We start from the raw sequence: 20,124 nt of genomic DNA on the forward strand, positions 1-20,124 counted from the left end.
TTCTTAGGAATTATCTTTTTCTAATTTTTCAAAAATAATTTTAATTTCTTCTATGTCGCTTTCGCTATAATTATGACTTGATTTAATATAACTTACTTGCTGTCCTTTTTCAAGATATAAAACCTTTTCATAGTCTTTTAAATTTATATGATGTTTTAGTTCAAGGTTGGTGTTTGTGTTAGGATAAAATTTTAAAAAATTATCCTCTCCGATATTTTCGGCTTTTATGTATATTTTTACATTGTAAACCATTTCATTTAAGAAATTTAATTTCGCATCAATTTGATATTTTAATTTTATAAATTTTTTATACGAAATGCTAAGATGATTGTATTTTTTTATGATATCGTGATAAAGATTTGAAAATTTCATTTCTATGGCGCTAGGATTTTTAGTCTTTTGAAGTTTGATGATTTTGATTTGATTTTTGATTAGATAATCATAGTAATTTTGCATTTTGCTTATGGTGTCATCAAGCTTACTTTTTATTTTAAGGCTTAGATTTTTAAGATTTTCGCATTCTGTATCTGAGTTGTTTTCAATAGAAACTAGTGGTGAAACTACGATATTGTTTTTAAATTTTATATTGTTTGTTATGATTAGATTTTTTCTTGGATATAAAGTATTATCCGTTAGTAAATTGCAAATATAAATATTTTCTGCTTCTATTTTTCCACCCATGCAGTTTTCAACAAATACATTTTTAGCTATAATTGTCCCATTTTCTAAATTTTTTATATATACAGTGTCAGCTTGCAAAGTTCCTTTGTGTGTTGTAATAAAAATATCTTGTGCAAAAATTTCGCTTTTTGCATGAGTTAAGCCTTTGATACTGATATTTTTTCCATAAAGTTTTGTTGCTCCAACATTCCCATTTACTTTTATATTTGAAGCTTGAACATTTACAATACCTGATTTAATAGCATCATCACTTATATCAAAATTAGTGATTTCTAAGTTTATATTTTCATCGGTATTTGTTTTGATTGAACCGGTTGTTTTAAGCCCTATTTGTGATAATTTTAAATTATTTGCGATGCAATATCCTGTATGATCTTTGTTTAAAAATCCATAATTGGCGCTAAAATATTTAATTCTATCTTCTAATTCTTCTGTGTAAATGCTTTCATCTTTTATGATAAAAGGATTATCAAGAAAGGCTATTGGATTTAAATGAAGTATCTCTCCTCTTAAATTTCGTCCTTCTTTTCCAAGAATTCTATAAATGTATTCAAAAAGTAGCTCATTTTTTTCAATAGGTTTACAGTAGTTTCCTTCATCATAGTTAATATTTTCGTCAAAACATTCTTCGTTAACATCTCTATGATAAATAATTTCATCACTTTTATGTTCAATCTTATCTACACCTTTGGCAATTTCAAGCTCTATTTCTTTAATAGATGGACTTTTTTGTATTGATAAGATAAAATCATCAATCTTATCAAATAAATTTTTATCAAGTCTTAAGATTAAAAATTTTTGTTTGATCATTATTTTGTAGATATTTTGCAAAATATCAAATTTTAAATTAGGGTAATATTTAAAATTTTCTGTAAGGTTGATACTGGCTTTTAGATGGGTTAGGTTGGAGTTGGATCTAAGTTTGACTGTAAAAGGAAAACTTTGGGTTTTTGGGTAAATTTCTATAAGAAATTTTTGCACTATGGTATTGTAGTTTTTTACAAAAAAATCATCTGCATAAAATAAGTCAAAATCCTTTCTTTCATAAGTTTTTGTTTTTGCTGGTTTTACACTAGAACACAGAAGTTTAAAATCTATAACTCTAAAATCAAGAATTTGTTCTGTGTTTGCTTGTTCATGATTTAAACTTTCAAAAGGATTGAAAGTTTCTAAGGTTTTTACTTGAAAATTCATCTATCCCCCCCCCCATATCATTTTTTTGAGTCGTGAAATGGTGATTTTGTAGTGCATCTTCAAAAATAGCATTGAATTTTTCGAAATTTTGATTCAAATCAAAATAATCCAAATGAACTAAAATTTGCCCACATTTTTCGCACTTTAAGGTATTTTCTTTGCTAACAAGCTCTTGATGTATAGTCTGTGGAACTGCATGGATACGCAAAGAACAATTGCAAATATAATCATGAGTTTTTTCAGCTCTTAGGTCTTGTTTGATTGATTTTAGTTTTATGTATTGTTCTAAGGTATAATGGATTTCTTGAAGGTGTAGGGTTTTTTTTGTAAAATTAGCTATCCATAAATCTTCATTAGCAAAATGATCTAAAATCCAATCTTTGGTTAATATGGAAAGTTCTTGAGACATTTTTACAATATCATTTGAGTGTTCTAAAAGCTCTTTAGTTTTTTCTACTAATATTTGATGAGATTTTTTATGTTCTTCAATCAAAGGAAAATCAATGCTTTCCATAAATTTTTCTTCATCTTTAAAATGAATTTTGATGTATTGAAATAGCTTTACAAGAATTTGTTTTAAATCATTTTTGTGTTGTGTATTATTATCTTGAATGTTTAGAGCTAAATCATTTGCAAGATTGGTAATTTCAAAAATTAGTTCGTGTTGTTTGTCTAATTGCATATTTTTAATGCTAAAATCTCTACTCCATTTAACTTTCATATTTTTTCCTTGCGATATAAATTATTTTTATATCGTATTTTTAGAGAATAAAATAATAGTTTTTATAAATAAATTTTAAAAAATGTATAAAATTTTAACCAATTTATTATTTATATATTATTTTTTTAGTTTTATAATTCTCAAGGCTTTTTAAGTATATTGTGATATAATTTTAGAGCCTTTTCTTAGACCTGTGCAATGCTATTTTTAAGCACCGCTTCAGGGTGGGAACACAGCAGAGCACTTGATTTTAGTGTGTGCCGCAGTTATCTGGGGAAGGGTTTTATTCATTTTAAAATTCCCTATTTATTTTTCAATCAGGCTAGCTTTTTTATAAATTAAAAATTTATTTAAAAATTATAATTTTAAGATTTATTAAAATATTAGTTAACTAGAATTTCATTACCAATATCAAAAGATAAACAATGGATAGAAAGAAAATTCCCTTGTTGGTGCTGCGTATTTTAATTGCAGCTGTGTTTTGGCCTATACCTACTCCTTGTAGGTTTGGAAGATAATTCTTGGCATTTTCTTGGGCTTTTTATTGCTGTGATTATGGCAGTGATTTTACAAGTAATGCCTTTGGGGCCTGTTTGTATGATAGCTATTGCCATAGTAGCTCTTAGTGGCATTACCACTACCCAATTGAAAATCTAAGTAAAATTTACACCAAAGCTACTTCGAAAACTTCTACGCAACAACTTATTGATGAGACTAAAATTTCCTTTAAATACTTCAGCACTTGATTTTTTATATCAAAAGAGCATAAGATGAAAAGGTAAATACTGCTATATCAAATTTAAAATCTAAAACGGGTATAAAAGACGCTTTAAGTGGTTTTTCAAATTCTCTTATTTAGCTTATAGTTATTCTATTATTGTGGCTCGTGGAGTTATTAAAACAGGACTTGGAGAGCATTTGGCTTATCATTTTATCAGTATTCTTGGTAAAAAAACCTTAGGTATTGCTTATTCTATAGCTTTTTGTGAAACTATTTTAGCTCCAGTTACTCCTTCAAATACTGCAAGAGCAGGGGCTATCATAAATCCTATAGTTCAAGTTATTGCAAGAAGTTTTAAATCCACTCCTGAAGATGGAACACAAAATAAAATAGGCACTTATCTTTCTTTGGTAAATTATCAAGAGCCAATCCTATTTCATCAGCTATGTTTATTACAGCTACAGCTCCAAATCCTTTGGTGGTTGATCTTATAGCACAAGCTACAAATTTAGAAGTGCATTTAACTTAGGGGTAATAGGCTTTAGGGATGTTTTTACCTGGTATAGCTGCTATGCTTTTGATGCCTTTGATGCTTTATTTTCTCTCTCCGCTAGAAATTAAATCCACGCCTAATGCTTCTACTTTTGCTAAAGATAAATTAAAAGAACTTGTAAAAATGAAAAATAGTGAAAAAATCATGCTCAGTGTTTTTATCTCGCTTTTACTTTTATGGGCTGGAGCTTTGGGCTAATTTCTCTTGATGCGACTAGTGTGGCTTTGCTTGGGTTGTCTTTGGTGTTGATTAGTGGAGTTTTAACTTTTGGGGAAGTTTTGGCTGAAAAAGCTGCTTGGAATACTTTAGTATGGTTTTCAGCTCTTGTAATGATGGCAACTTTACTTGGCAAACTTGGTGTTACACAGTTTTTAGCTGAAGCTTAAGGTGAATTTGCTTCTGCTATGGGACTTGGGGAAATTTCTATTATGATATTTTTAAGCCTTGCTTTTTTTATATACACACTATTTCTTTGCTTCTACTACAGCTCATATATCAGCAATGTTTTTTGTTTTTTATAGTGCAGCTTGCCAGGAGCACCACCACTTTTTTGTGCTTTTATTATGATAGCTTCAGGTAATGTTATGATGGCATTAACTCACTATGCAATAGGAACAGCTCCTGTTATTTTTGGAACAGGCTGTGTAACTCTTAAAAAATGGTGGAGTACAGGTTTTGTGATTTCCATAGTTGATATAGTAGTGATGATAGCTGTTGGGCTTGTTTAGTGGAAAATTTTAGGATTTTATTAATAATTTCTAGGAATTAATTCCTAGAAATTATTCTATAAAACCACTTGCTATGACTTTATCATGATCATAAAAGACTGCCATTTGTCCGCTAGCAAGTCCATAAACAGGATCTTTTAGGATGATTTTTGCACTTTTATCTTCATAAATTTCTACCTTGCAAGGTGTGGATTTTGAACGATAGCGGATTTTCACTTCGCAATCAAGCTCTTTAGCGTCTATAAAAAGATTGATATTTTTTAGGTTAAATTCACTGATTTTAAGTTCTTCTTTGGTTCCTACGATGATTTGGTTTTGCTTAGGATTGATTTTTAAAACAAAATGTGGTTCATGTGCCCCACGCACTTCAAAGCCCCTTCTTTTGCCTATGGTATAGTGCATATAGCCCTCATGTTTGCCTACCACTTTTCCGCTACTATCTAATACTTCTCCAGGAATTTTTGTATCCATAAACTGATCTAAAACTTGCACATAAGTATCTTCAACAAAGCAAATTTCAGAACTTTCCTTTTGGGTGGCAAAAGATTTTAAAACCTCTATAGTGGAAGCAAATTTTTTCACATCTTCTTTTTTCATTTCGCCTAACGGAAAAATAAGATATTTTAAAGCTTCTTTATCTGCGCTAGCTAAAAAATAGCTTTGATCCTTGCTTTCATCTACTGCGGTTTTTATTAAGTTGTTTTCAAGTCTTGCATAATGCCCTGTGGCAAGTTTTTCACAACCTAAACTTTTAGCAAATTCTAAAAGTTTTCCAAGTTTGATAAAACGGTTACATAAAGCGCAAGGATTTGGTGTTTTACCCTCTTTATAAGTATCCACAAAAGGCATGTAAACTTTGTTTTTAAAATCTTCTTGTAAGTCTAAAATATGATAAGGAATTTGCAAAAAGTTTGCAACTTTTTCTACTTTTTTGATATTTTCTTCGTGATAATTTGGTTTGCCATGAAGTTTCATATAACAACCTATAACTTCATGACCTAAATTTTTAAGTTTATAAGCAGTGACTGTACTATCAACTCCACCGCTCATAGCGACTAGAATTTTCATTAAATTTCCTTTAAAGTATTAATTATAAAATCCAAGTCGTCAGTGATTTTATACTTTAACTCATCTCCTTTAGAAATCACTTCAAGTTTGAGTAAAGAATTTCTGACGAACTCATCAAAACCTCGCCAAAATTCACTCCCAAACAAAATAATAGGAACATCTTTTTTAAATTCTAATTGTTTTAATGTAAGAATTTCACACAATTCATCAAGTGTTCCAAAGCCGCCTGGGAAGATCACAAAAGCTAGACTCTTTTCAATAAGAGCCATTTTGCGTATGGCTAAGCTCTCAAAAGTAATATTATATTCTACAAAATCATTAAGTTTTTGCTCGTGAGGTAAAAATATATTAAACCCTACAGAACTCATTGAATTTGTATTATTTTTTTGTGAAAAAGCACCTTCGTTGGCTGCACGCATAATACCACCACCTCCACCACTTATCACACAAAAACCATTTTGAACACATTTTTGTGCCAAAATTTTAGCCTGCTGATAATAAAAATTATCTTCTTTAAGTCTTGCTGAACCAAAAAAAGTTACGGCATTTTTTAGGTTTGGTATGTTAGCAAATTTTTCTAAATCTTGGCTTATTTTTTCATTCATTTTTCAACCTTTAGTTAAAATAAATTCCATTCTAGCTAAAAATTTATAATAAGTTCTTTATTATATAAGTTTTAATAGGTTTATTTTATTAAGATTAGGAATTTAAAGACTTTTAAATCCTTAAGCTTTAATATCTATACTTTTTTGTGCAGTATTTTGAGAAATAATTTTGTTAAATTCTCCTGTGTTATCATCACTAAATTTCATACCAAAAAGAAGTTCTAACTCATCGCTTGTGCCAAATTTATTTTCCAGTAGCTTTTTTAAAAGCTCATTCATTTTATTATCATCTTTATAGGTTTCGCTTGAACTTTGCGCTTGTATAGGTTTAAATGGCTTTTTTTTGTCTTCTTCTGAAGTTTCTTTGTTATTTGTATTTTTTGTAGGATTGTTTAAATTTTCTTTTTGTTCTAGTATTTTTTGTTTAAAATCATCAATGCTCATATCTGAATTTAATAAATCAAAAAGCTTAAAAATATCTCCTTTAAAATTCATACTATTTTCACTTATGAATTTGTTTAAATTATCAATTTCACTTTGACTCATAGTTTTATCAAATCCTTGCATTTTGCCTAAAATACTTGTTTGTCCTTCGATAAAATAGTTTTTTGCTTGAAATCCAGTAAAGAAAGTCATAAAAATACCACTTTTTGTTATAGTTTTATCATTATTACTATAAGGAGTAGGATCTATTAAAGAATATTTAAAAATATCACTTTTATCATCAAGTGAGAAAAAAGTCATTATTTTTATATTATGGGAAGTCGGAGAGTAATTTTGATAATTAGACATAAAATCTTTATACTCTTTATCATTTAAATTATATTTTTTATTTATCTCCAAAGTATTTTGATTAAATTCGAAACCTTGTGGTATTTTTACTAAGTCTTCTTTTGTAAAATTGATTTTATTGTTTAACTCATCATTTAAAAGTTGTGAAAATACTTTATAAGCATTTCCTATACTTTTTGCTATATCAATATTAATATAACTTGATAATAGACTTTTTGTTTGAATATTAACAAAATTTTCTATATCTTTAGCATAAATCTTATAATCTTTTGGTAAGCCTGCAGCTTCGTTAAAATCGCTTGTAAAAAAGCCATCTTTATCTACGCCATATCCTAGCATTTTACTTACTGCCCTAGATTTATCGCTTACAAGGCTTGAGTTATCATTTGCAACATTAGATGATTTTATATTTGAAGTATTATTACTAAAAGTATTTGTGTAATTGTAGCTTGAATAAGAATTTATACCATTAATCATTTTTACCTTCCTGTAAGTAAAGTTTTATTTATAAGATAAATCGGCAAAAATGATTTTTTCATAAGTTTTTTATCTTCTAGCTCTAGCAGTCCAGCCACCAAGATTACTTTCAAATTGAGTTTTATATTTCATAGTTAATTCTTTAATAACCTGATTATTATTTAAAATCTCACTCGAATTAACTCTATGCAACCCCGTTTGTCTATCAAGTAGTGCAACACCATAGTTAAAAAGAACATAAGGTTTTCCCGAGCTTGATATTGCGATATTTCTTTTTACTGTATAACCTAAAAATGTATTTGAAAAAGTGTTATCGCCAGTTACGGTATAAATGGCTACCAACTGTTTATATGTTGTTGTTATCTGGAATAGCTAATGCTATATATTCAGAATTTCCAAGTTTGCTTGTAAGAACTTGATATCCACCCTTAACTTGTTTCATCTCATCTAAATTAAGAGCCTTAACTCCTTGAGAATTATCACTTAAAGCACCATTACTAACCTTAGCTAAAAAATCCCCAGCAAAAGCAGAACTTGTAAATAAAGAACCCAAAATTAAACAATTTACTAATTTTTTTAACATATAATTCTCCTTTTCTTAACTATTTTACTCTTTATTTGAATAATATCATAAATTATATATTAAAATCAAATTTTTTTATTTGGAACATTCATTGCTTTAAAAAAATTTTTTAAAATATTTAGAAAGGTAACAATGAAAAAGATTTATTTAACATTTATGGTTTTAGTCAGTTGTGTTTTTGCTAGTGATGAACTAAATATAGACAGTTTGTTTAAAAAGCAAATAGGTTTAAGAAGTATTACAAGCTTTTCTTTACTTAGCACAGGAAATGCAAACTCGTATTCTCTTTATCCTAATATAACAATAGGCGGAGATCCTACAATTTGGAATGATACAAAGCAAGTGTTTTTAACTCAAACTTTCATTTATACCATAACACCTAAGTTTGACATACTTATTTCAGGGGGCGGAAGTTATGCAAGACAAGAATATACAAACTTTTTTACAAATGAGTATTCTAGTAAAACAGAATAGGTTTTGATAGTTTATGGCTAGGTTTTATTTATACAGGCGATAGCATTGCAGATTTAATTCCACAAATTACCTTTCAAACTGCAGTCGTTCAAAGAGAAAAAGCAGTCAATCAAACCAAAAACTTTTACCTAAAATCACAAAGCTTACAAGCTAGTCTAAGGGGATATAGCGATCCTGTTGTATATAGCATTTATACCGGCTTTGGTTATAACCAATCAAGAAAATTTAAAACCCTTAAAATAGAGTATGGAAATAGTATTTATGTGGGTGGGGATTTATCTATTATTCTAAGTCCTAAAATTACTTTAGATTTAGGAGCAGAGCAAAGATTTCAAACCGAGCAAAAAATTAATGGTTATCAAAATTCTGAAGTGCGTTCTATTCCAACTTTAAGTTTAGGTTCTACTTATAGCATTAATTCAGATACAGCAGTCTCAGTTAATGCTAGTTTTGGAGGAAGCTCTGCTTCTCCTGATAGCATATTTGGGATAAGCTTATGGAAAAAATTCTAAAAATTTTATTATTTTTACCCATTCTTACTTTGAGTGCAAAAGCGGAATGGGTAGTTAAATCCTATCAAGAAATTAAAAACGAAAGAGTAATAAGGCAAACTTACGAGCAATCTTGTGGGGCTTCATCTTTGGCAACTTTACTCAATATACTTGATGATAAAAAGTTTGATGAACTTGAACTTTTAAAGATTATGAGTGGACAGGAACTTTATACGGATATGGTAAGCTTTGCAGATTTAAGCGATGCAGTTGAAAAACTGGGCTTTCAAAGCAATTCATATCAAATCAATAGAGAAAACTTGGATAAACTTGTAAATATTCCAATGCTTGTAAAAATTGAAGATGATCCACGCTTTCCACATTTTGTTATAATTATCAATCATAAAGGTAATTATTTACAAGTGCTTGATCCAAGCCATGGAGAATATATAAGTTCTAAAAGTCAATTTTTTAGTATTTGGGATAGATATAATAAAGGTGGTTATGCTTTAATTGTTGCTTCTAAAAAAGAGCTAAAACCTTTTAAGTTAAACACTCCAAAATCTTTACATTTTGATTTCAGCCCTTTTAATTTGTTTTAGTTTTAATTCGTTTATATTTATTATTCTTAATTTGTAGGCTAAAACTTTTTATCTTAGTTGTTCTAATCTTTCTTTTTTAGAACCAATTTCTGTAATTTGAACGCCGAAGTTACCATCGACAATTACTACCTCGCCATAAGCAATTCTTTTATCCCCAATTAAAATTTCAAGCGGATCGTTTGCAAGTTGATTAAGCTCCACAACTGAACCTATATCCATAGTTAAAACATCTTTTAAAAGCATTTTTTTATTGCCTATACGCACACGAACAGGCAAACGCACATCCATGATAAGATTGATATTTTTAAGCTCTTCGCTAAGCATTATCGCTTTTTCTTCAGTATTGTGATTAGAATCAGTGCTTGTATTTCCTGTTTCAGCAGGTTTCCCGCTTAGGATGTTATGGAGTGTTTGATCCATGGCTAAAGAAACTTGTTCTTCTAAATCGCCTATTTTTACATCATATAAAAATAATTTTTTAAAATCTTTAAAATCTACGCTTTCAGGCACAAATTCACAAGATTCTATGCTAAAATCCATTTTTGGAATGTCTTTTTGGGCTCCTAAGGTTGTAGAAAATGCTGAAATGATATTTTGGATGGCTTCTTTAGCTGCATCCATTTCATCAGGACCTAGTTTATCGTTTTTGGTGATCTCTTCTTCACCCATCATCCATTCACCAATAGCACTCATTAAAACAGCACCAGCTAAAATTCCTATTTTTCCACCATTTGCTATATTAAATATAGCATACACTAAAGGTGCTTTTAAAGTATCGCTTGCATTGACATCAAATTCTTTATATTCGCTAAATTCAGCACTTTTTCCTGTTAAACCTTCAATGGTGCTGATGCATTCATTTGTAAACATTTTTAAAAAATCATTGATCATATTTCTTCATCCTCCTCTTCAGGCTCATCATAAACACTGGCTTTAGCTTTACGCTCTTCTTCGTATTTTTCCAAAATTTCTTTGATTTCATCTTTATCTGTGCGTATAAGTTCTAAAATTTTAATAGATTTTCTAAAACGATGCAATCCAATTTGTGCTAAGAAAACATCTTTTTTATCGATACTTACTATAGCTTTATCGTCTGCTTCTCTATCAAGCCTTAAAATATCGCCTTGTTTAAGTTCTAAAAATTCATGAACATTAATTAAGGTTTTTCCTAAAATTGCCTCATATACCACTTCAGCACGACCGATTAAAGTTTTAAGCTCTTTGTTACGTGATTTTTTGGCTGAGGTTTCACCCATCATAATATCACGGTTTGCTAAACGGCTTAATATACTTTCTAAATGTACTACAGGATAGCAGATATTTACCATTCCGCTTGAATTTCCTATGATGATTTCCATTACTACCATGATAACAATCTCATTTTGAGATACGATTTGCACAACATTTGGACTTGATTCTTTAGCTTCTATACTAGGATAAATTTCAGTTACGGTAGCCCAGCTTTCTTTAAGTCTTTGCATAATGATACGCAAAATAGAATCAAGTAAATTAAGCTCAATATCCGTAAGCTCACGCGAAGCTTCATAGCTATCGCCTTGACCACCTAAAAGCCTGTCTATCATAGGAAAAGCTATGCTTGGATTGATTTCTAAAACACAGTTTCCATCTAAAGGTTTGATAGAAAAAACATTAAAACTTGTTGGGCTTGGCAAAGACATTAAAAACTCTCCATAAGTCATCTGATCGACTGAATGAAGTTTAGTTTCAACAATACTTCTCATCATCGATGAAATTTGAGAGGCTAAATTTCTTGCTAATTTATCATGTATGCCTTTAATCGTCCTAAGTTGTTCTTTTGAAACTCTGTTGGGACGCTTAAAATCATATACAACGATATTTCTTTCATCTTTTTCATCTTTTGAATTTGAGGCTATGGGTGTGTCGGTGTTATCATCGACAACTTCAAGTAGAGCATCAATTTCTTCTTGGGAGAGTATCTCAGCCATTACACTAGCCTTTCTCTAAGTTTTTTAAGAAGTTTTTTGTGAATTTGTGAAATTCTGCTTTCACTGATTTGTAAAATTTCACTGATTTCTTTTAGGCTTAATTCTTCATAATAATAAAGCTGAATAATTAACTGATCGCGCTCTTTAAGATCATCTAGCACTTCGTGAATTTTTTCTAAAAGTTCTTCTTTTTCAATTTTTTCTAAAGTATTGTCTTCATTATAAAGTTCGATTTGCTCATCAATGGGCAGGGTATAGCTAATAGCATGAGCTGTTCTTACTTCTTTGATTTTTTCTACATCTAAATCAAGTTTTTTGGCTAGATACTCATCATCAGGTTCGCATTCATGTTCTAAAAAATATTCATCCATGATTGCATCAATATCTTTAATAATTTTACGATTATTCCGACTCATTACATCAAGACTTCTAAGATAATCAAGCATAGAGCCGTTAACTCTTTTTCTTGCAAAACCCCAGAAGTTATCATTTTGTTCTTTATCGTAACGGCGTGAAAGCTTTATCATTTCTTCAACGCCTATGCTAATAAGATCATTAACATCTATACTTGAAGGCAAGCGTTCTTTTAGTCTAAAAGCCATAGCACGCAGAGCTGGCATGTAAGAAAGCACAAGCTCATCTTGCTCTTTCTTTAGCATTTGTGCATAAGCTTTAGGCGGCTCTTTTAGCATTTCTTCGTCTTTCTTTGAATTCATTTTTCTTTAGCTCTTCTCTTTCTTCATTGAGCTTTTCTAAAATTATATCCATTTTCTTTTCACGAATAACTAAATCGTTGATAATATTATTGCTAGTTTTTTCATAATCGTGTTTATTAAAGATTCTGCCACTAATTTTCTTTACATCTATAAAATTCATAATAGCAATATGAACAAAAACATAAAACATAAAAGTAATAAAACAAGTAAAAATCAGTATATCAAAGGCTTCATCTATACTAATAATGCTAAATGCAAGTCCTATAAAAAATCCACAAACAGTGAAAAATGCTACGTAATTTTCTGGCCTCATAATCTCTTCTCTTTATTGCTAAAATCTTTCAATAATTTTTCTAAAAAAACTTGAAAAACTACGATTTGAAACATTATCAAGCACTTTCCGTTCCAATCTATATAAAAGCTTGGAAGCTAGGGCTTTAATCTCATCACTTGAGGCTGTGTTTTCATCGCTAAATAAAGTTCTTTTTTTAATACTACCACTTACATCTTTAGAAGCGCTTAAATGACCTAAGAATTCTAAATTTAAAGGATTTTTAATGTTTGCATCTGCAACTTTTTTAATATTTTCAAAAACTTTTAAAGCTTCATTTTCATTTTTTACAACATTAAAGAGCATTAGTAAATTTTCTTTTGTCTTAGAAGTTGTTTTTATGGTTGCATACGCATCAGTGATTGCTGCAGGATCAGGAACAGTTACTACTATAACTTCATCAGCCATTTCTAAAAAATTTAAAATATTTCCACCAATACCCGCGCCTGTGTCGATAATAAGAAAATCAAGTTCATCTAAAATACTTGCTTGATTTAAAAATCTCTCGTAAATATTTTTATCATTATATTTTAAAATCTCATCTCCACTTTCGCCTGGGATGAGCCATAAATTTGGCTTAACTTCTATTAAAATGTCTTCCAAGGAGCATTCTCCGCGTAAAACATGCAAGAGATTTTTTTGTATGCGTACATTTAAAATGACATCCAAATTTGCCAAGCCAATATCAGCATCAAAAAGCCCAACTTTATAGCCATTATTTGCTAAAACATTGGCTAGATTCGCGCTAATCGTACTTTTTCCAACGCCACCTTTTCCACTTGTAATAGCTATAAAATGAGTGTTTTGGGATTTTTTGGTTCCATTTTGACTCATGAGATTGAGAAGTTTATTTGCTTGGTTATTCATTATTTTTTCCTTTGTTAAACCCTTCTAAAATACAATGAACTAGAAAATCACTATTGGCTACTTCTAAATCATCTGGCACTTCTTGTCCTATAGAGAAAAAGCTTAGAGGAATATTTGTTTCATAAACAAGAGAGAAGATATTTCCAAAAACCTTTGTTTCATCAAATTTAGTAATAATCAAAGTATCAATATTTAAGAATGAAAAATTTTTATAAATTTCCATTAAATCTTCCTGTTTGGTGTTTGCAGAAACCACTAAATTTACATCAATTTCTGCATTTGAGTGCATTAAAAATTCTTTAGTTTTAGCAAGTTTGCTTTGATCGTATTGTGAATTTCCTATAGTATCAACTAAAATTACTTCGCAATTATTTAAGCTTTTTATCGCTTCATCTAAATCCTTTGGTTCTATGCTATCAATAATAGGAAGTTTCATCATTTTTGCATACTGAAAAAGTTGCTCAACCGCACCGATTCTATAAGTATCAAGCGTAATAATACCTGTTTTATAACGCTTATCTCCATAAGCATAGCGAAAAGCTAACTTAGCTAAGGTTGTTGTTTTTCCGACTCCTGTTGGGCCTACTAGCATCATGATTTTTTGTTTTTTTATATCGCTTTCAACACGACAAGGCAAGATATTTCTTAAAAGTGAGTGAAAATATCTTTGAACCGCATCTTTGTTGGTTTTCATAGCAGCTGGCATATTTTCTATAGTTGCTTTCATAATCGCTTCTAGATGATTTTCAAGCATTCCACTTTCTTTGGCTTGTTTATAAATACTTGCAAATTCAGGAGGTATCATAAGATTTTTTCTAGCTTCAGCTTTATCGTCCCACATCATATCTGCAAGAAGATCTATTTTATCATTAAGCTTGTTGATTTGTTTTTCAAATTGCTTTTCAAAATTTTCTATTTTTTTATTATAATTTGGATTAGGGGTGTAATTTTCTAAAGGTGTGTTTGTGACTTTAGAAATTTCATTGCTAACTTCACTTAGTTTTTCTTTGAAATCATCAAAGCCTAGAGTCTTATTTTGATGAGGGTTGATTTTGTTTTGCGGAAAATCTTGATAGGTTTTTTTAGTTAAGTCATTGTTTTTTACAGTGTTTAAATTTGTATTTAAGCGAGTGTTTGAGAAATCCAAGACTACATCTTCATCTTCTTGAGGGATTTGAGATCTAATTTTTTCTTCTGCAAGAGAGGTAGAAGATGGTTTTGGCGAGCTTTTTTTTGCAGGTAAAGATTTTCCTTGTTTTTTTAAGTGTTCTTCATAGTCGCTTTCTTCTATGGCTACCATAACCTCATAAAGCGCACTGCGATTTAAGGTTTTAGGACGAATTTGTTTATTTGTTATAATTAAAGCTTTATCTCCGTAATCTTCTTTTACTTTGGGTATAATTTGTTCTGTATCTTCAACAGTAAAAGTATGTATAAGTTGTCCCATTTATATTCCTTATATCATGCCTAAAGGCAAAATTACACTCACTCTTTCTTTAGCCCCTTTATGAGGCACCTCACACCACTTATCACGCTTGACTTTTTGTGAAAAGTATAAAAGATCTAAATCAAGCGTTCTAGGAGCGTTTTTGAAAGTTCTCTTGCGTTTAAATTTTACTTCATAGTAAAGTAAAACTTTCAAAAGTGCTCGTGCATGCAAATTAGTTTGTATCAACATAACAGCATTGGTAAAATCTTTTTGCTCTTTAAAACCAAAGGCTTCATTTATCAACATAGGAGATGTGGATAAAATTTTAAATCTTTTATCATCCATCATTACTCGAAAAAGCATATCAAATCTTTTTTTTTCGGGCTCTATATTGCTTCCTAAGCCTATAAGAGCTAAATATTTAAAAGATCGTATATTTTGACTAAAAAAAGGAAAAAAACGACTTTTTTCAAAGTGTTTTACTCCTTGAATTTTTAGCATTATTATTTATTCGTTTGTTGTGCTTGTTGCATTGCGCGCAAATTTTTTATTTGTTCGCAAATTTGAATTATACCCATTAAAGCCAAGTGATAGCCAAAAGGACCAAAACCAACAATAGTTCCAGAACATACAGGCGCTATAAGACTTTTTTGACGAAATTCTTCTCTGCGATAAACATTGCTAATATGTACTTCAATTGTAGGCAAAGCTACTGCTGCAATAGCATCGCGAATAGCTACTGAAGTATGAGTATAGCCTGCTGCATTGATAATAATTCCATCAACTGTTCCAAGGCATTCTTGAATTTTATCTACGATTTCACCTTCAAAATTACTTTGGAAAAAGTCAAGTTCTACATTATTTTGCGATGCTGCAAGTTTCATTTGCTCGTGAATTTCTTCCATTTTCATAGCACCATAAATTCCCACTTCTCTTACGCCAAGCATATTAACATTTGGGCCTTGGATAATCATTATTTTCATGGATTTAACCTTAAAAATTTATTTTTAACCTTTTATTATAACATTTTAAAAATAAATTTTTGCTACAATGTAATTTTTGAAAGGAAAATCGTGTTTATAATTGCTGCAAGATATCTTTTTTTATGCGATGAAGATTTTACAATACTAGAAAATCAAGCCTTTGTTTTTGAAGATAAAATTTTAGAATTGGGTGAATTGGATAATTTAAAAAAAAAATATCCTAAGGCTAAAATCATCAAAACACCTAAAAATTCGGTTATTTTACCTGCTTTTATAAATCCTCACACACACTTAGAATTTAGTGCAAATTCAACAACTTTACATTTTGGAGAATTTTTAATTTGGCTTAAAAGTGTTATAAATTCTCGTTCCATATTAAATGCACAGGCCAAAGAAGAATTAATACTTCAAAGCATTAAAAAAATGCAAAAAAGTGGTATAGGCACTATAGGTGAAATTTCAAGTTTTGGGAGTGATTTAGATCCTTGCTTAAAGGCTAGTCACAAGGGTATGCGTATAGTATTTTTTAATGAAATTTTGGGTACAAATGAAAATCAAGTTGAAGATAAAAAACAAGAATTTTTAAAAAGATTTGAAAATTCTTTGAAATTTAAAAATGATTTTTTTATCCCGGCAATTTCGATTCATTCTCCTTATTCAACTCATCCTAGTTTGGCTTATTTTGCTCTTGATTTAACTAAAAAGCAAAATTTACTAGTTAGTACGCATTTTTTAGAAAGTAAGACTGAAAATATCTGGCTTAGAGAGTCTAAAGGGGGTTTTAAAAAATGGCTTGAAAATTTCACACTTCATCCTAAGCCTCTTTATACACCAAAGGATTTTGTTAAACTCTTTAAAGGAGTAAGGACTCTTTTTACGCATTGTGTTTATTTAAAAGAATATGAATGGTTAGATAAAAATTTACATTCTATTACACATTGTGCATTTTCAAATCGTCTTTTAAGTCAAAAAAGCTTAGATTTAAAAACGGCTTTAAAAAGTGGATTAAATATCCATTTAGGAACCGATGGACTTAGCTCAAATATTTCATTGTCCTTACTTGATGAAATGCGCGCGAATTTGCTTATACATAAGAATTTTGATTTATTAGAGTTAGCCTCTAAGCTTTTGCAAATGGTAACACTTTATCCTGCAAGGGCTTTAAATTTAAATTTAGGAGAGCTTAAAAAAGGTAAAATTGCTGATTTTAGCGTATTTGAGCTAGGAGAATGTGATAAAAAGCAAGCTCCTTTGCAGTTTATTTTAAATGCTAAGGAAGTGGATAAATTATTTATAAAAGGAAAAGAATGCAAATTTTAAAATCATTTTTTAAGGCTTTAGGATGCGGTATAAAATTTATTAATACTTATTTTAAAACCTTTGTTTTATTGTTGATTGTTATATGGATTTTAATGCCTAGTGCAAATTCAAGCTCCAATCTTGCAAATTTAGAACGCATTGATTTAAAGGGTGAAATTTTTGACAGCTCTGCGGTTTTGGAAAAAATTATCAATGCTAAAAATGATAGCAATATCAAAGGAGTGCTTTTTGTTATAGACTCTCCTGGTGGAGCTTTTGCTCCTAGTATGGAACTAGCTCTAGCTATAAAGGATTTAAAAATTAAAAAGCCTGTGCTTGTTTATGCAAGCGGAACTATGGCAAGCGGAAGTTATTTAGCAGGAGTTGGAGCTAATAAAATTTTAGCCAATCCAGCAAGTTTTATAGGCTCTATCGGTGTGATTATGCAAGGAGCTGATTTAAGCGGATTGGCTAATAAACTCGGTATTAAAGAACAAACTATTCAAGCGGGTGAATTTAAAAGTGCTGGAACTTTTGCAAGAGCTTGGAATGAGAATGAAAGAAATTTTTTACAGGGTTTAATTGATCAAAGTTATGATCTTTTTACAGGTTTTGTTGCCAAGGAAAGAGCATTAGATCTTAATAAAAAAGATCAATGGGCAAATGCAAGAGTGTTTTTAGCTGCCAAGGCTAAGGAGCTTGGTCTTATAGATGAGCTTAGTAATTATGAAAATGCTAAAAAGGAGCTTGAAAAACTTGCTAATGTTTCAAATCCTGTTTGGAAAGAAGAAGATAAGATTGATAAATTTCTTAACCGCCTAGAAGGACAAACATCAAGCTTGATAAGTAAAAGCTTAATCGAAATCGCTTATAAAACTAATAGCAGTTTTATAAACGCTAGATAAAATATATAAATATTTTTATTTAATTTTTGTAATATTTTTATGCAATAATTATTTATATCTTAGATAAGGAGTAAAATAATGAAAAAAAATATTGTTTTTTTCGAAGTTAAAGGTGGGAGTGATAAAGGTGAAGATGGTTATAGAAAAGATACTATGCCTATGGTAAATGCCTTAAAAGCTAAGGGTTGGAATGCTGAGGTGATTTTTTTTGAAGTGGGTAAAAAAGATGAAATTTACAAATATGTAAAAGAAAATTTTGATGGTTATGTTTCTCGCATCAATCCTGGCAATCTTAAAGAAGAAAATGAGTATTTTGATATGTTAAGAAAACTTTGTGCCGATAAGCTTGTAGGTATGCCTCATCCTGATGCTATGATAGGTTATGGTGCTAAAGATGCACTTACAAAATTAGTAGATACTGATCTTGTTCCAAGCGATACTTATGCTTACTATGATATTAAGACTTTTAAAGAAAATTTTCCAAAAAGTTTGGCTAAAGGTGAAAGGGTTTTAAAACAAAATCGTGGCTCTACAGGAGAGGGAATTTGGCGTGTGAGTGTAGAGGGTAATGTTAGTGGAGATAGTTTGCCTTTAAACACAAAAATCAAATGTGCTGAAGCTAAGGATAATCATGTAGAACATAGAGAGCTTGGGGAATTTATGGATTTTTGCGAGCAATATATCATAGGTGATAATGGTATGCTTGTGGATATGACTTTTTTACCGCGCATTAAAGAAGGTGAAATCAGACTTTTAATGCTTTATAACACCCCTGTAAATGTAGTGCATAAAAAACCAGCCGAAGATGCTGATGCTTTTTCTGCTACGCTTTTTAGTGGGGCAAAATATCGCTATGATAAGCCAGAAGATTGGAAAACTTTGGTGGATATGTTTTTAGGCGAGCTTCCTAAGGTAAGGGAAAAATTAGGCAATTACGACTTACCATTGATTTGGACGGCTGATTTTATTTTAGATACTGATGAAAAGGGCAATGATAAATATGTTTTAGGCGAGATTAATTGTTCTTGTGTAGGTTTTACTTCTCATTTAGAACTTGCTGATGAAGTAGCTTCAAATATTATTAATATTGTAAGTAAAACTAAGGCTTAGTCTTTAAGCTTAATGTCCATTTTATTATTGCAAAATGGACATTCTTTTTCTATTGTTTTTAAGTTTGAGCTATATTCTATCGAGAAAAAATTTTCACAAAATGAGCATTTTGTATCTTTGGTTAGTATTAGGATAGGAATAGTCAAATTTATCCAAAATAAAATATTTTATTTTTTTATCCTTAAATTTCCTTCTTTGTCTAACTTATACTTTATTTATTATTTTAACGCATAAATAGTTAATTAGAAATTTTCTGAATATTTTTTATAAAACTGTATGGCTTCTTTGCATTTTTTACATTTAAATTTTACGCCCTTAAGTTGAATTTTTTGATGAATTCCAAATGGTACATCATGCATTTGTTCTACGCATTCGCATGTATAAAGATAAACTGTATTTTCATCATCTTTTTCTTCTTTGACTTCTTCAAAGCTTACTTCCCCATCATCTTCAGAAGTTAAAGAAGATCTTCTGTATTGTTCAACTTTCACATCTTTATAGAGTATATGTTCTAAAAGCCATTTTTTAGAAACTGTGTAAAGCTTCTCTTTTAAATCATTAGTGGTTTTTATGTTTTGTATAAGATAAGACATATCACGAATGATATTTTATGCATGATTTTGTGTTCATTTAAATAAGGATAATGAATTTCTTGCATATAATCTTATTCATTACTAAAATGTTCTTTCATATAGTTAAAAAGTTCTGTTAAAATTTCTTTGAGTTCTTCTCGTTTTACAAATTTATAAACAGCACTTTCAACCTTGCTTGCAAGTTCACAAAGTTTTTGGTGTTGAATGTCAATCATTGTGTCATGAATACTGTAT

20 protein-coding genes, 1 other RNA gene and 4 pseudogenes are annotated in these 20,124 nt (G+C 29.9%); 10 read left to right on the forward strand and 15 right to left on the reverse strand.

Annotation, left to right across the window (positions count from 1 at the left end):
- Window positions 1–3: 3 nt before the first annotated feature.
- Both FBF22_RS00240 and FBF22_RS00245 read right to left on the reverse strand, forming a co-directional pair.
- Window positions 4–1,875: a flagellar assembly protein A gene (locus tag FBF22_RS00240; protein WP_002788188.1), complete on the reverse strand. Its 1,872-nt coding sequence runs from the start codon at window positions 1,873–1,875 to the stop codon at window positions 4–6.
- The gene (locus FBF22_RS00245; protein WP_004315859.1) at window positions 1,832–2,596 is read right to left on the reverse strand and encodes a bacteriohemerythrin; all 765 of its coding nucleotides are present in this window, start codon (window positions 2,594–2,596) and stop codon (window positions 1,832–1,834) included. Before FBF22_RS00245 ends, FBF22_RS00240 begins: the two co-directional genes overlap by 44 nt.
- A gap of 182 nt (window positions 2,597–2,778) precedes the next feature.
- Between FBF22_RS00245 and ffs the strand changes: the two genes are divergently transcribed.
- The 5 genes and pseudogenes from ffs (at window position 2,779) to FBF22_RS08585 (ending at window position 4,598) form a co-directional block, all read left to right on the forward strand.
- Window positions 2,779–2,876, forward strand: an RNA gene (gene ffs / locus FBF22_RS00250) — signal recognition particle sRNA small type.
- Window positions 2,877–3,103: 227 nt separating this feature from the next.
- Window positions 3,104–3,253, forward strand: coding sequence for a hypothetical protein (locus tag FBF22_RS00255; RefSeq protein ID WP_002857729.1), 150 nt, complete (start codon window positions 3,104–3,106; stop codon window positions 3,251–3,253).
- Window positions 3,254–3,475: 222 nt separating this feature from the next.
- Window positions 3,476–3,811 (forward strand): anion permease, encoded by a 336-nt coding sequence (locus FBF22_RS08575; RefSeq protein WP_002874626.1) that lies wholly within the window; start codon window positions 3,476–3,478, stop codon window positions 3,809–3,811.
- Window positions 3,812–3,864: 53 nt separating this feature from the next.
- Entirely contained in the window at window positions 3,865–4,068 is a 204-nt protein-coding gene (locus tag FBF22_RS08580) for an anion permease (RefSeq protein ID WP_002885679.1), read from the forward strand.
- 20 nt (window positions 4,069–4,088) lie between these two features.
- A pseudogene (locus FBF22_RS08585) lies at window positions 4,089–4,598 on the forward strand (anion permease).
- A gap of 51 nt (window positions 4,599–4,649) precedes the next feature.
- Here the strand turns inward: FBF22_RS08585 and mnmA are convergent.
- The 4 genes and pseudogenes from mnmA to FBF22_RS00295 all read right to left on the reverse strand — a co-directional run bounded on the left by mnmA (window position 4,650) and on the right by FBF22_RS00295 (window position 8,123).
- Window positions 4,650–5,666 (reverse strand): tRNA 2-thiouridine(34) synthase MnmA, encoded by a 1,017-nt coding sequence (mnmA, locus tag FBF22_RS00280; protein WP_002851977.1) that lies wholly within the window; start codon window positions 5,664–5,666, stop codon window positions 4,650–4,652.
- Window positions 5,666–6,271, reverse strand: a complete 606-nt coding sequence (locus FBF22_RS00285) for a TIGR00730 family Rossman fold protein (RefSeq protein WP_002851677.1) — start codon at window positions 6,269–6,271, stop codon at window positions 5,666–5,668. Before FBF22_RS00285 ends, mnmA begins: the two co-directional genes overlap by 1 nt.
- A gap of 120 nt (window positions 6,272–6,391) precedes the next feature.
- The gene (locus FBF22_RS00290) at window positions 6,392–7,540 is read right to left on the reverse strand and encodes a hypothetical protein (protein ID WP_002859749.1); all 1,149 of its coding nucleotides are present in this window, start codon (window positions 7,538–7,540) and stop codon (window positions 6,392–6,394) included.
- A 69-nt stretch (window positions 7,541–7,609) separates the two neighbouring features.
- Window positions 7,610–8,123: pseudogene (locus tag FBF22_RS00295) on the reverse strand (hypothetical protein).
- A gap of 132 nt (window positions 8,124–8,255) precedes the next feature.
- Here FBF22_RS00295 and FBF22_RS00300 point away from each other — a divergent pair.
- Window positions 8,256–9,109: pseudogene (locus tag FBF22_RS00300) on the forward strand (hypothetical protein).
- Window positions 9,094–9,690, forward strand: coding sequence for a C39 family peptidase (locus FBF22_RS00305; protein ID WP_002884887.1), 597 nt, complete (start codon window positions 9,094–9,096; stop codon window positions 9,688–9,690). Before FBF22_RS00300 ends, FBF22_RS00305 begins: the two are co-directional and overlap by 16 nt.
- Window positions 9,691–9,738: 48 nt before the next feature.
- On the opposite strand, the gene fliY is transcribed toward FBF22_RS00305, so the two are convergent.
- The 8 genes from fliY to aroQ are packed head-to-tail and all read right to left on the reverse strand — an operon-like array spanning window position 9,739 to window position 15,983.
- Window positions 9,739–10,581, reverse strand: coding sequence for a flagellar motor switch protein FliY (gene fliY, locus FBF22_RS00310; RefSeq protein WP_002859752.1), 843 nt, complete (start codon window positions 10,579–10,581; stop codon window positions 9,739–9,741).
- Complete coding sequence (gene fliM, locus FBF22_RS00315; RefSeq protein WP_002851710.1) at window positions 10,578–11,657, reverse strand: flagellar motor switch protein FliM; 1,080 nt, start codon at window positions 11,655–11,657, stop codon at window positions 10,578–10,580. The genes fliY and fliM overlap by 4 nt, the downstream gene beginning before the upstream one ends.
- Entirely contained in the window at window positions 11,657–12,349 is a 693-nt protein-coding gene (locus tag FBF22_RS00320; RefSeq protein WP_002851943.1) for an RNA polymerase sigma factor FliA, read from the reverse strand. The genes fliM and FBF22_RS00320 overlap by 1 nt, the downstream gene beginning before the upstream one ends.
- On the reverse strand, window positions 12,330–12,686 hold the full coding sequence (locus FBF22_RS00325) for a membrane protein (RefSeq protein ID WP_002851727.1): 357 nt from the start codon (window positions 12,684–12,686) through the stop codon (window positions 12,330–12,332). Before FBF22_RS00325 ends, FBF22_RS00320 begins: the two co-directional genes overlap by 20 nt.
- Window positions 12,687–12,704: 18 nt before the next feature.
- A complete protein-coding gene (gene flhG / locus FBF22_RS00330; RefSeq protein WP_002884883.1) occupies window positions 12,705–13,571 on the reverse strand; it encodes a flagella biosynthesis ATPase FlhG in 867 nt (288 codons plus the stop codon).
- Window positions 13,564–15,018, reverse strand: coding sequence for a flagellar biosynthesis protein FlhF (gene flhF, locus FBF22_RS00335; RefSeq protein WP_002860569.1), 1,455 nt, complete (start codon window positions 15,016–15,018; stop codon window positions 13,564–13,566). Before flhF ends, flhG begins: the two co-directional genes overlap by 8 nt.
- Before the next feature lie 9 nt (window positions 15,019–15,027).
- Window positions 15,028–15,501 (reverse strand): 2-amino-4-hydroxy-6-hydroxymethyldihydropteridine diphosphokinase, encoded by a 474-nt coding sequence (folK, locus tag FBF22_RS00340; protein ID WP_002851803.1) that lies wholly within the window; start codon window positions 15,499–15,501, stop codon window positions 15,028–15,030.
- Window positions 15,502–15,503: 2 nt separating this feature from the next.
- Window positions 15,504–15,983: a type II 3-dehydroquinate dehydratase gene (gene aroQ, locus FBF22_RS00345; protein WP_002852001.1), complete on the reverse strand. Its 480-nt coding sequence runs from the start codon at window positions 15,981–15,983 to the stop codon at window positions 15,504–15,506.
- Between the two features lie 90 nt (window positions 15,984–16,073).
- Between aroQ and FBF22_RS00350 the strand changes: the two genes are divergently transcribed.
- From FBF22_RS00350 to FBF22_RS00360, 3 genes are all read left to right on the forward strand, one after another.
- Window positions 16,074–17,303, forward strand: coding sequence for a metal-dependent hydrolase (locus tag FBF22_RS00350; protein WP_002884880.1), 1,230 nt, complete (start codon window positions 16,074–16,076; stop codon window positions 17,301–17,303).
- The gene (gene sppA, locus FBF22_RS00355) at window positions 17,291–18,187 is read left to right on the forward strand and encodes a signal peptide peptidase SppA (protein ID WP_002859758.1); all 897 of its coding nucleotides are present in this window, start codon (window positions 17,291–17,293) and stop codon (window positions 18,185–18,187) included. Before FBF22_RS00350 ends, sppA begins: the two co-directional genes overlap by 13 nt.
- 78 nt (window positions 18,188–18,265) lie before the next feature.
- Window positions 18,266–19,297, forward strand: coding sequence for a Cj0069 family protein (locus FBF22_RS00360; protein WP_002884878.1), 1,032 nt, complete (start codon window positions 18,266–18,268; stop codon window positions 19,295–19,297).
- Window positions 19,298–19,539: 242 nt separating this feature from the next.
- Here FBF22_RS00360 and FBF22_RS08395 read toward each other — a convergent pair.
- Window positions 19,540–20,105: pseudogene (locus FBF22_RS08395) on the reverse strand (hemerythrin domain-containing protein).
- Window positions 20,106–20,124: the final 19 nt, after the last annotated feature.

This window comes from Campylobacter sp. CFSAN093260, assembly GCF_012890095.1.
GTDB classification, from domain to species: Bacteria; Campylobacterota; Campylobacteria; order Campylobacterales; family Campylobacteraceae; genus Campylobacter_D; species Campylobacter_D jejuni.

Bases quoted from the DNA above. Each gene is read 5' to 3' on its own strand.
- FBF22_RS00240 (WP_002788188.1), bottom strand. From the start codon at position 1,875: ATGAATTTTCAAGTAAAAACCTTAGAAACTTTCAATCCTTTTGAAAGT.
- FBF22_RS00245 (WP_004315859.1), bottom strand. From the start codon at position 2,596: ATGAAAGTTAAATGGAGTAGAGATTTTAGCATTAAAAATATGCAATTA.
- FBF22_RS08580 (WP_002885679.1), top strand. From the start codon at position 3,865: ATGTTTTTACCTGGTATAGCTGCTATGCTTTTGATGCCTTTGATGCTT.
- mnmA (WP_002851977.1), bottom strand. From the start codon at position 5,666: ATGAAAATTCTAGTCGCTATGAGCGGTGGAGTTGATAGTACAGTCACT.
- FBF22_RS00285 (WP_002851677.1), bottom strand. From the start codon at position 6,271: ATGAATGAAAAAATAAGCCAAGATTTAGAAAAATTTGCTAACATACCA.
- FBF22_RS00290 (WP_002859749.1), bottom strand. From the start codon at position 7,540: ATGATTAATGGTATAAATTCTTATTCAAGCTACAATTACACAAATACT.
- FBF22_RS00305 (WP_002884887.1), top strand. From the start codon at position 9,094: ATGGAAAAAATTCTAAAAATTTTATTATTTTTACCCATTCTTACTTTG.
- fliY (WP_002859752.1), bottom strand. From the start codon at position 10,581: ATGATCAATGATTTTTTAAAAATGTTTACAAATGAATGCATCAGCACC.
- fliM (WP_002851710.1), bottom strand. From the start codon at position 11,657: ATGGCTGAGATACTCTCCCAAGAAGAAATTGATGCTCTACTTGAAGTT.
- FBF22_RS00320 (WP_002851943.1), bottom strand. From the start codon at position 12,349: ATGCTAAAAGAGCCGCCTAAAGCTTATGCACAAATGCTAAAGAAAGAG.
- FBF22_RS00325 (WP_002851727.1), bottom strand. From the start codon at position 12,686: ATGAGGCCAGAAAATTACGTAGCATTTTTCACTGTTTGTGGATTTTTT.
- flhG (WP_002884883.1), bottom strand. From the start codon at position 13,571: ATGAATAACCAAGCAAATAAACTTCTCAATCTCATGAGTCAAAATGGA.
- flhF (WP_002860569.1), bottom strand. From the start codon at position 15,018: ATGGGACAACTTATACATACTTTTACTGTTGAAGATACAGAACAAATT.
- folK (WP_002851803.1), bottom strand. From the start codon at position 15,501: ATGCTAAAAATTCAAGGAGTAAAACACTTTGAAAAAAGTCGTTTTTTT.
- aroQ (WP_002852001.1), bottom strand. From the start codon at position 15,983: ATGAAAATAATGATTATCCAAGGCCCAAATGTTAATATGCTTGGCGTA.
- sppA (WP_002859758.1), top strand. From the start codon at position 17,291: ATGCAAATTTTAAAATCATTTTTTAAGGCTTTAGGATGCGGTATAAAA.
- FBF22_RS00360 (WP_002884878.1), top strand. From the start codon at position 18,266: ATGAAAAAAAATATTGTTTTTTTCGAAGTTAAAGGTGGGAGTGATAAA.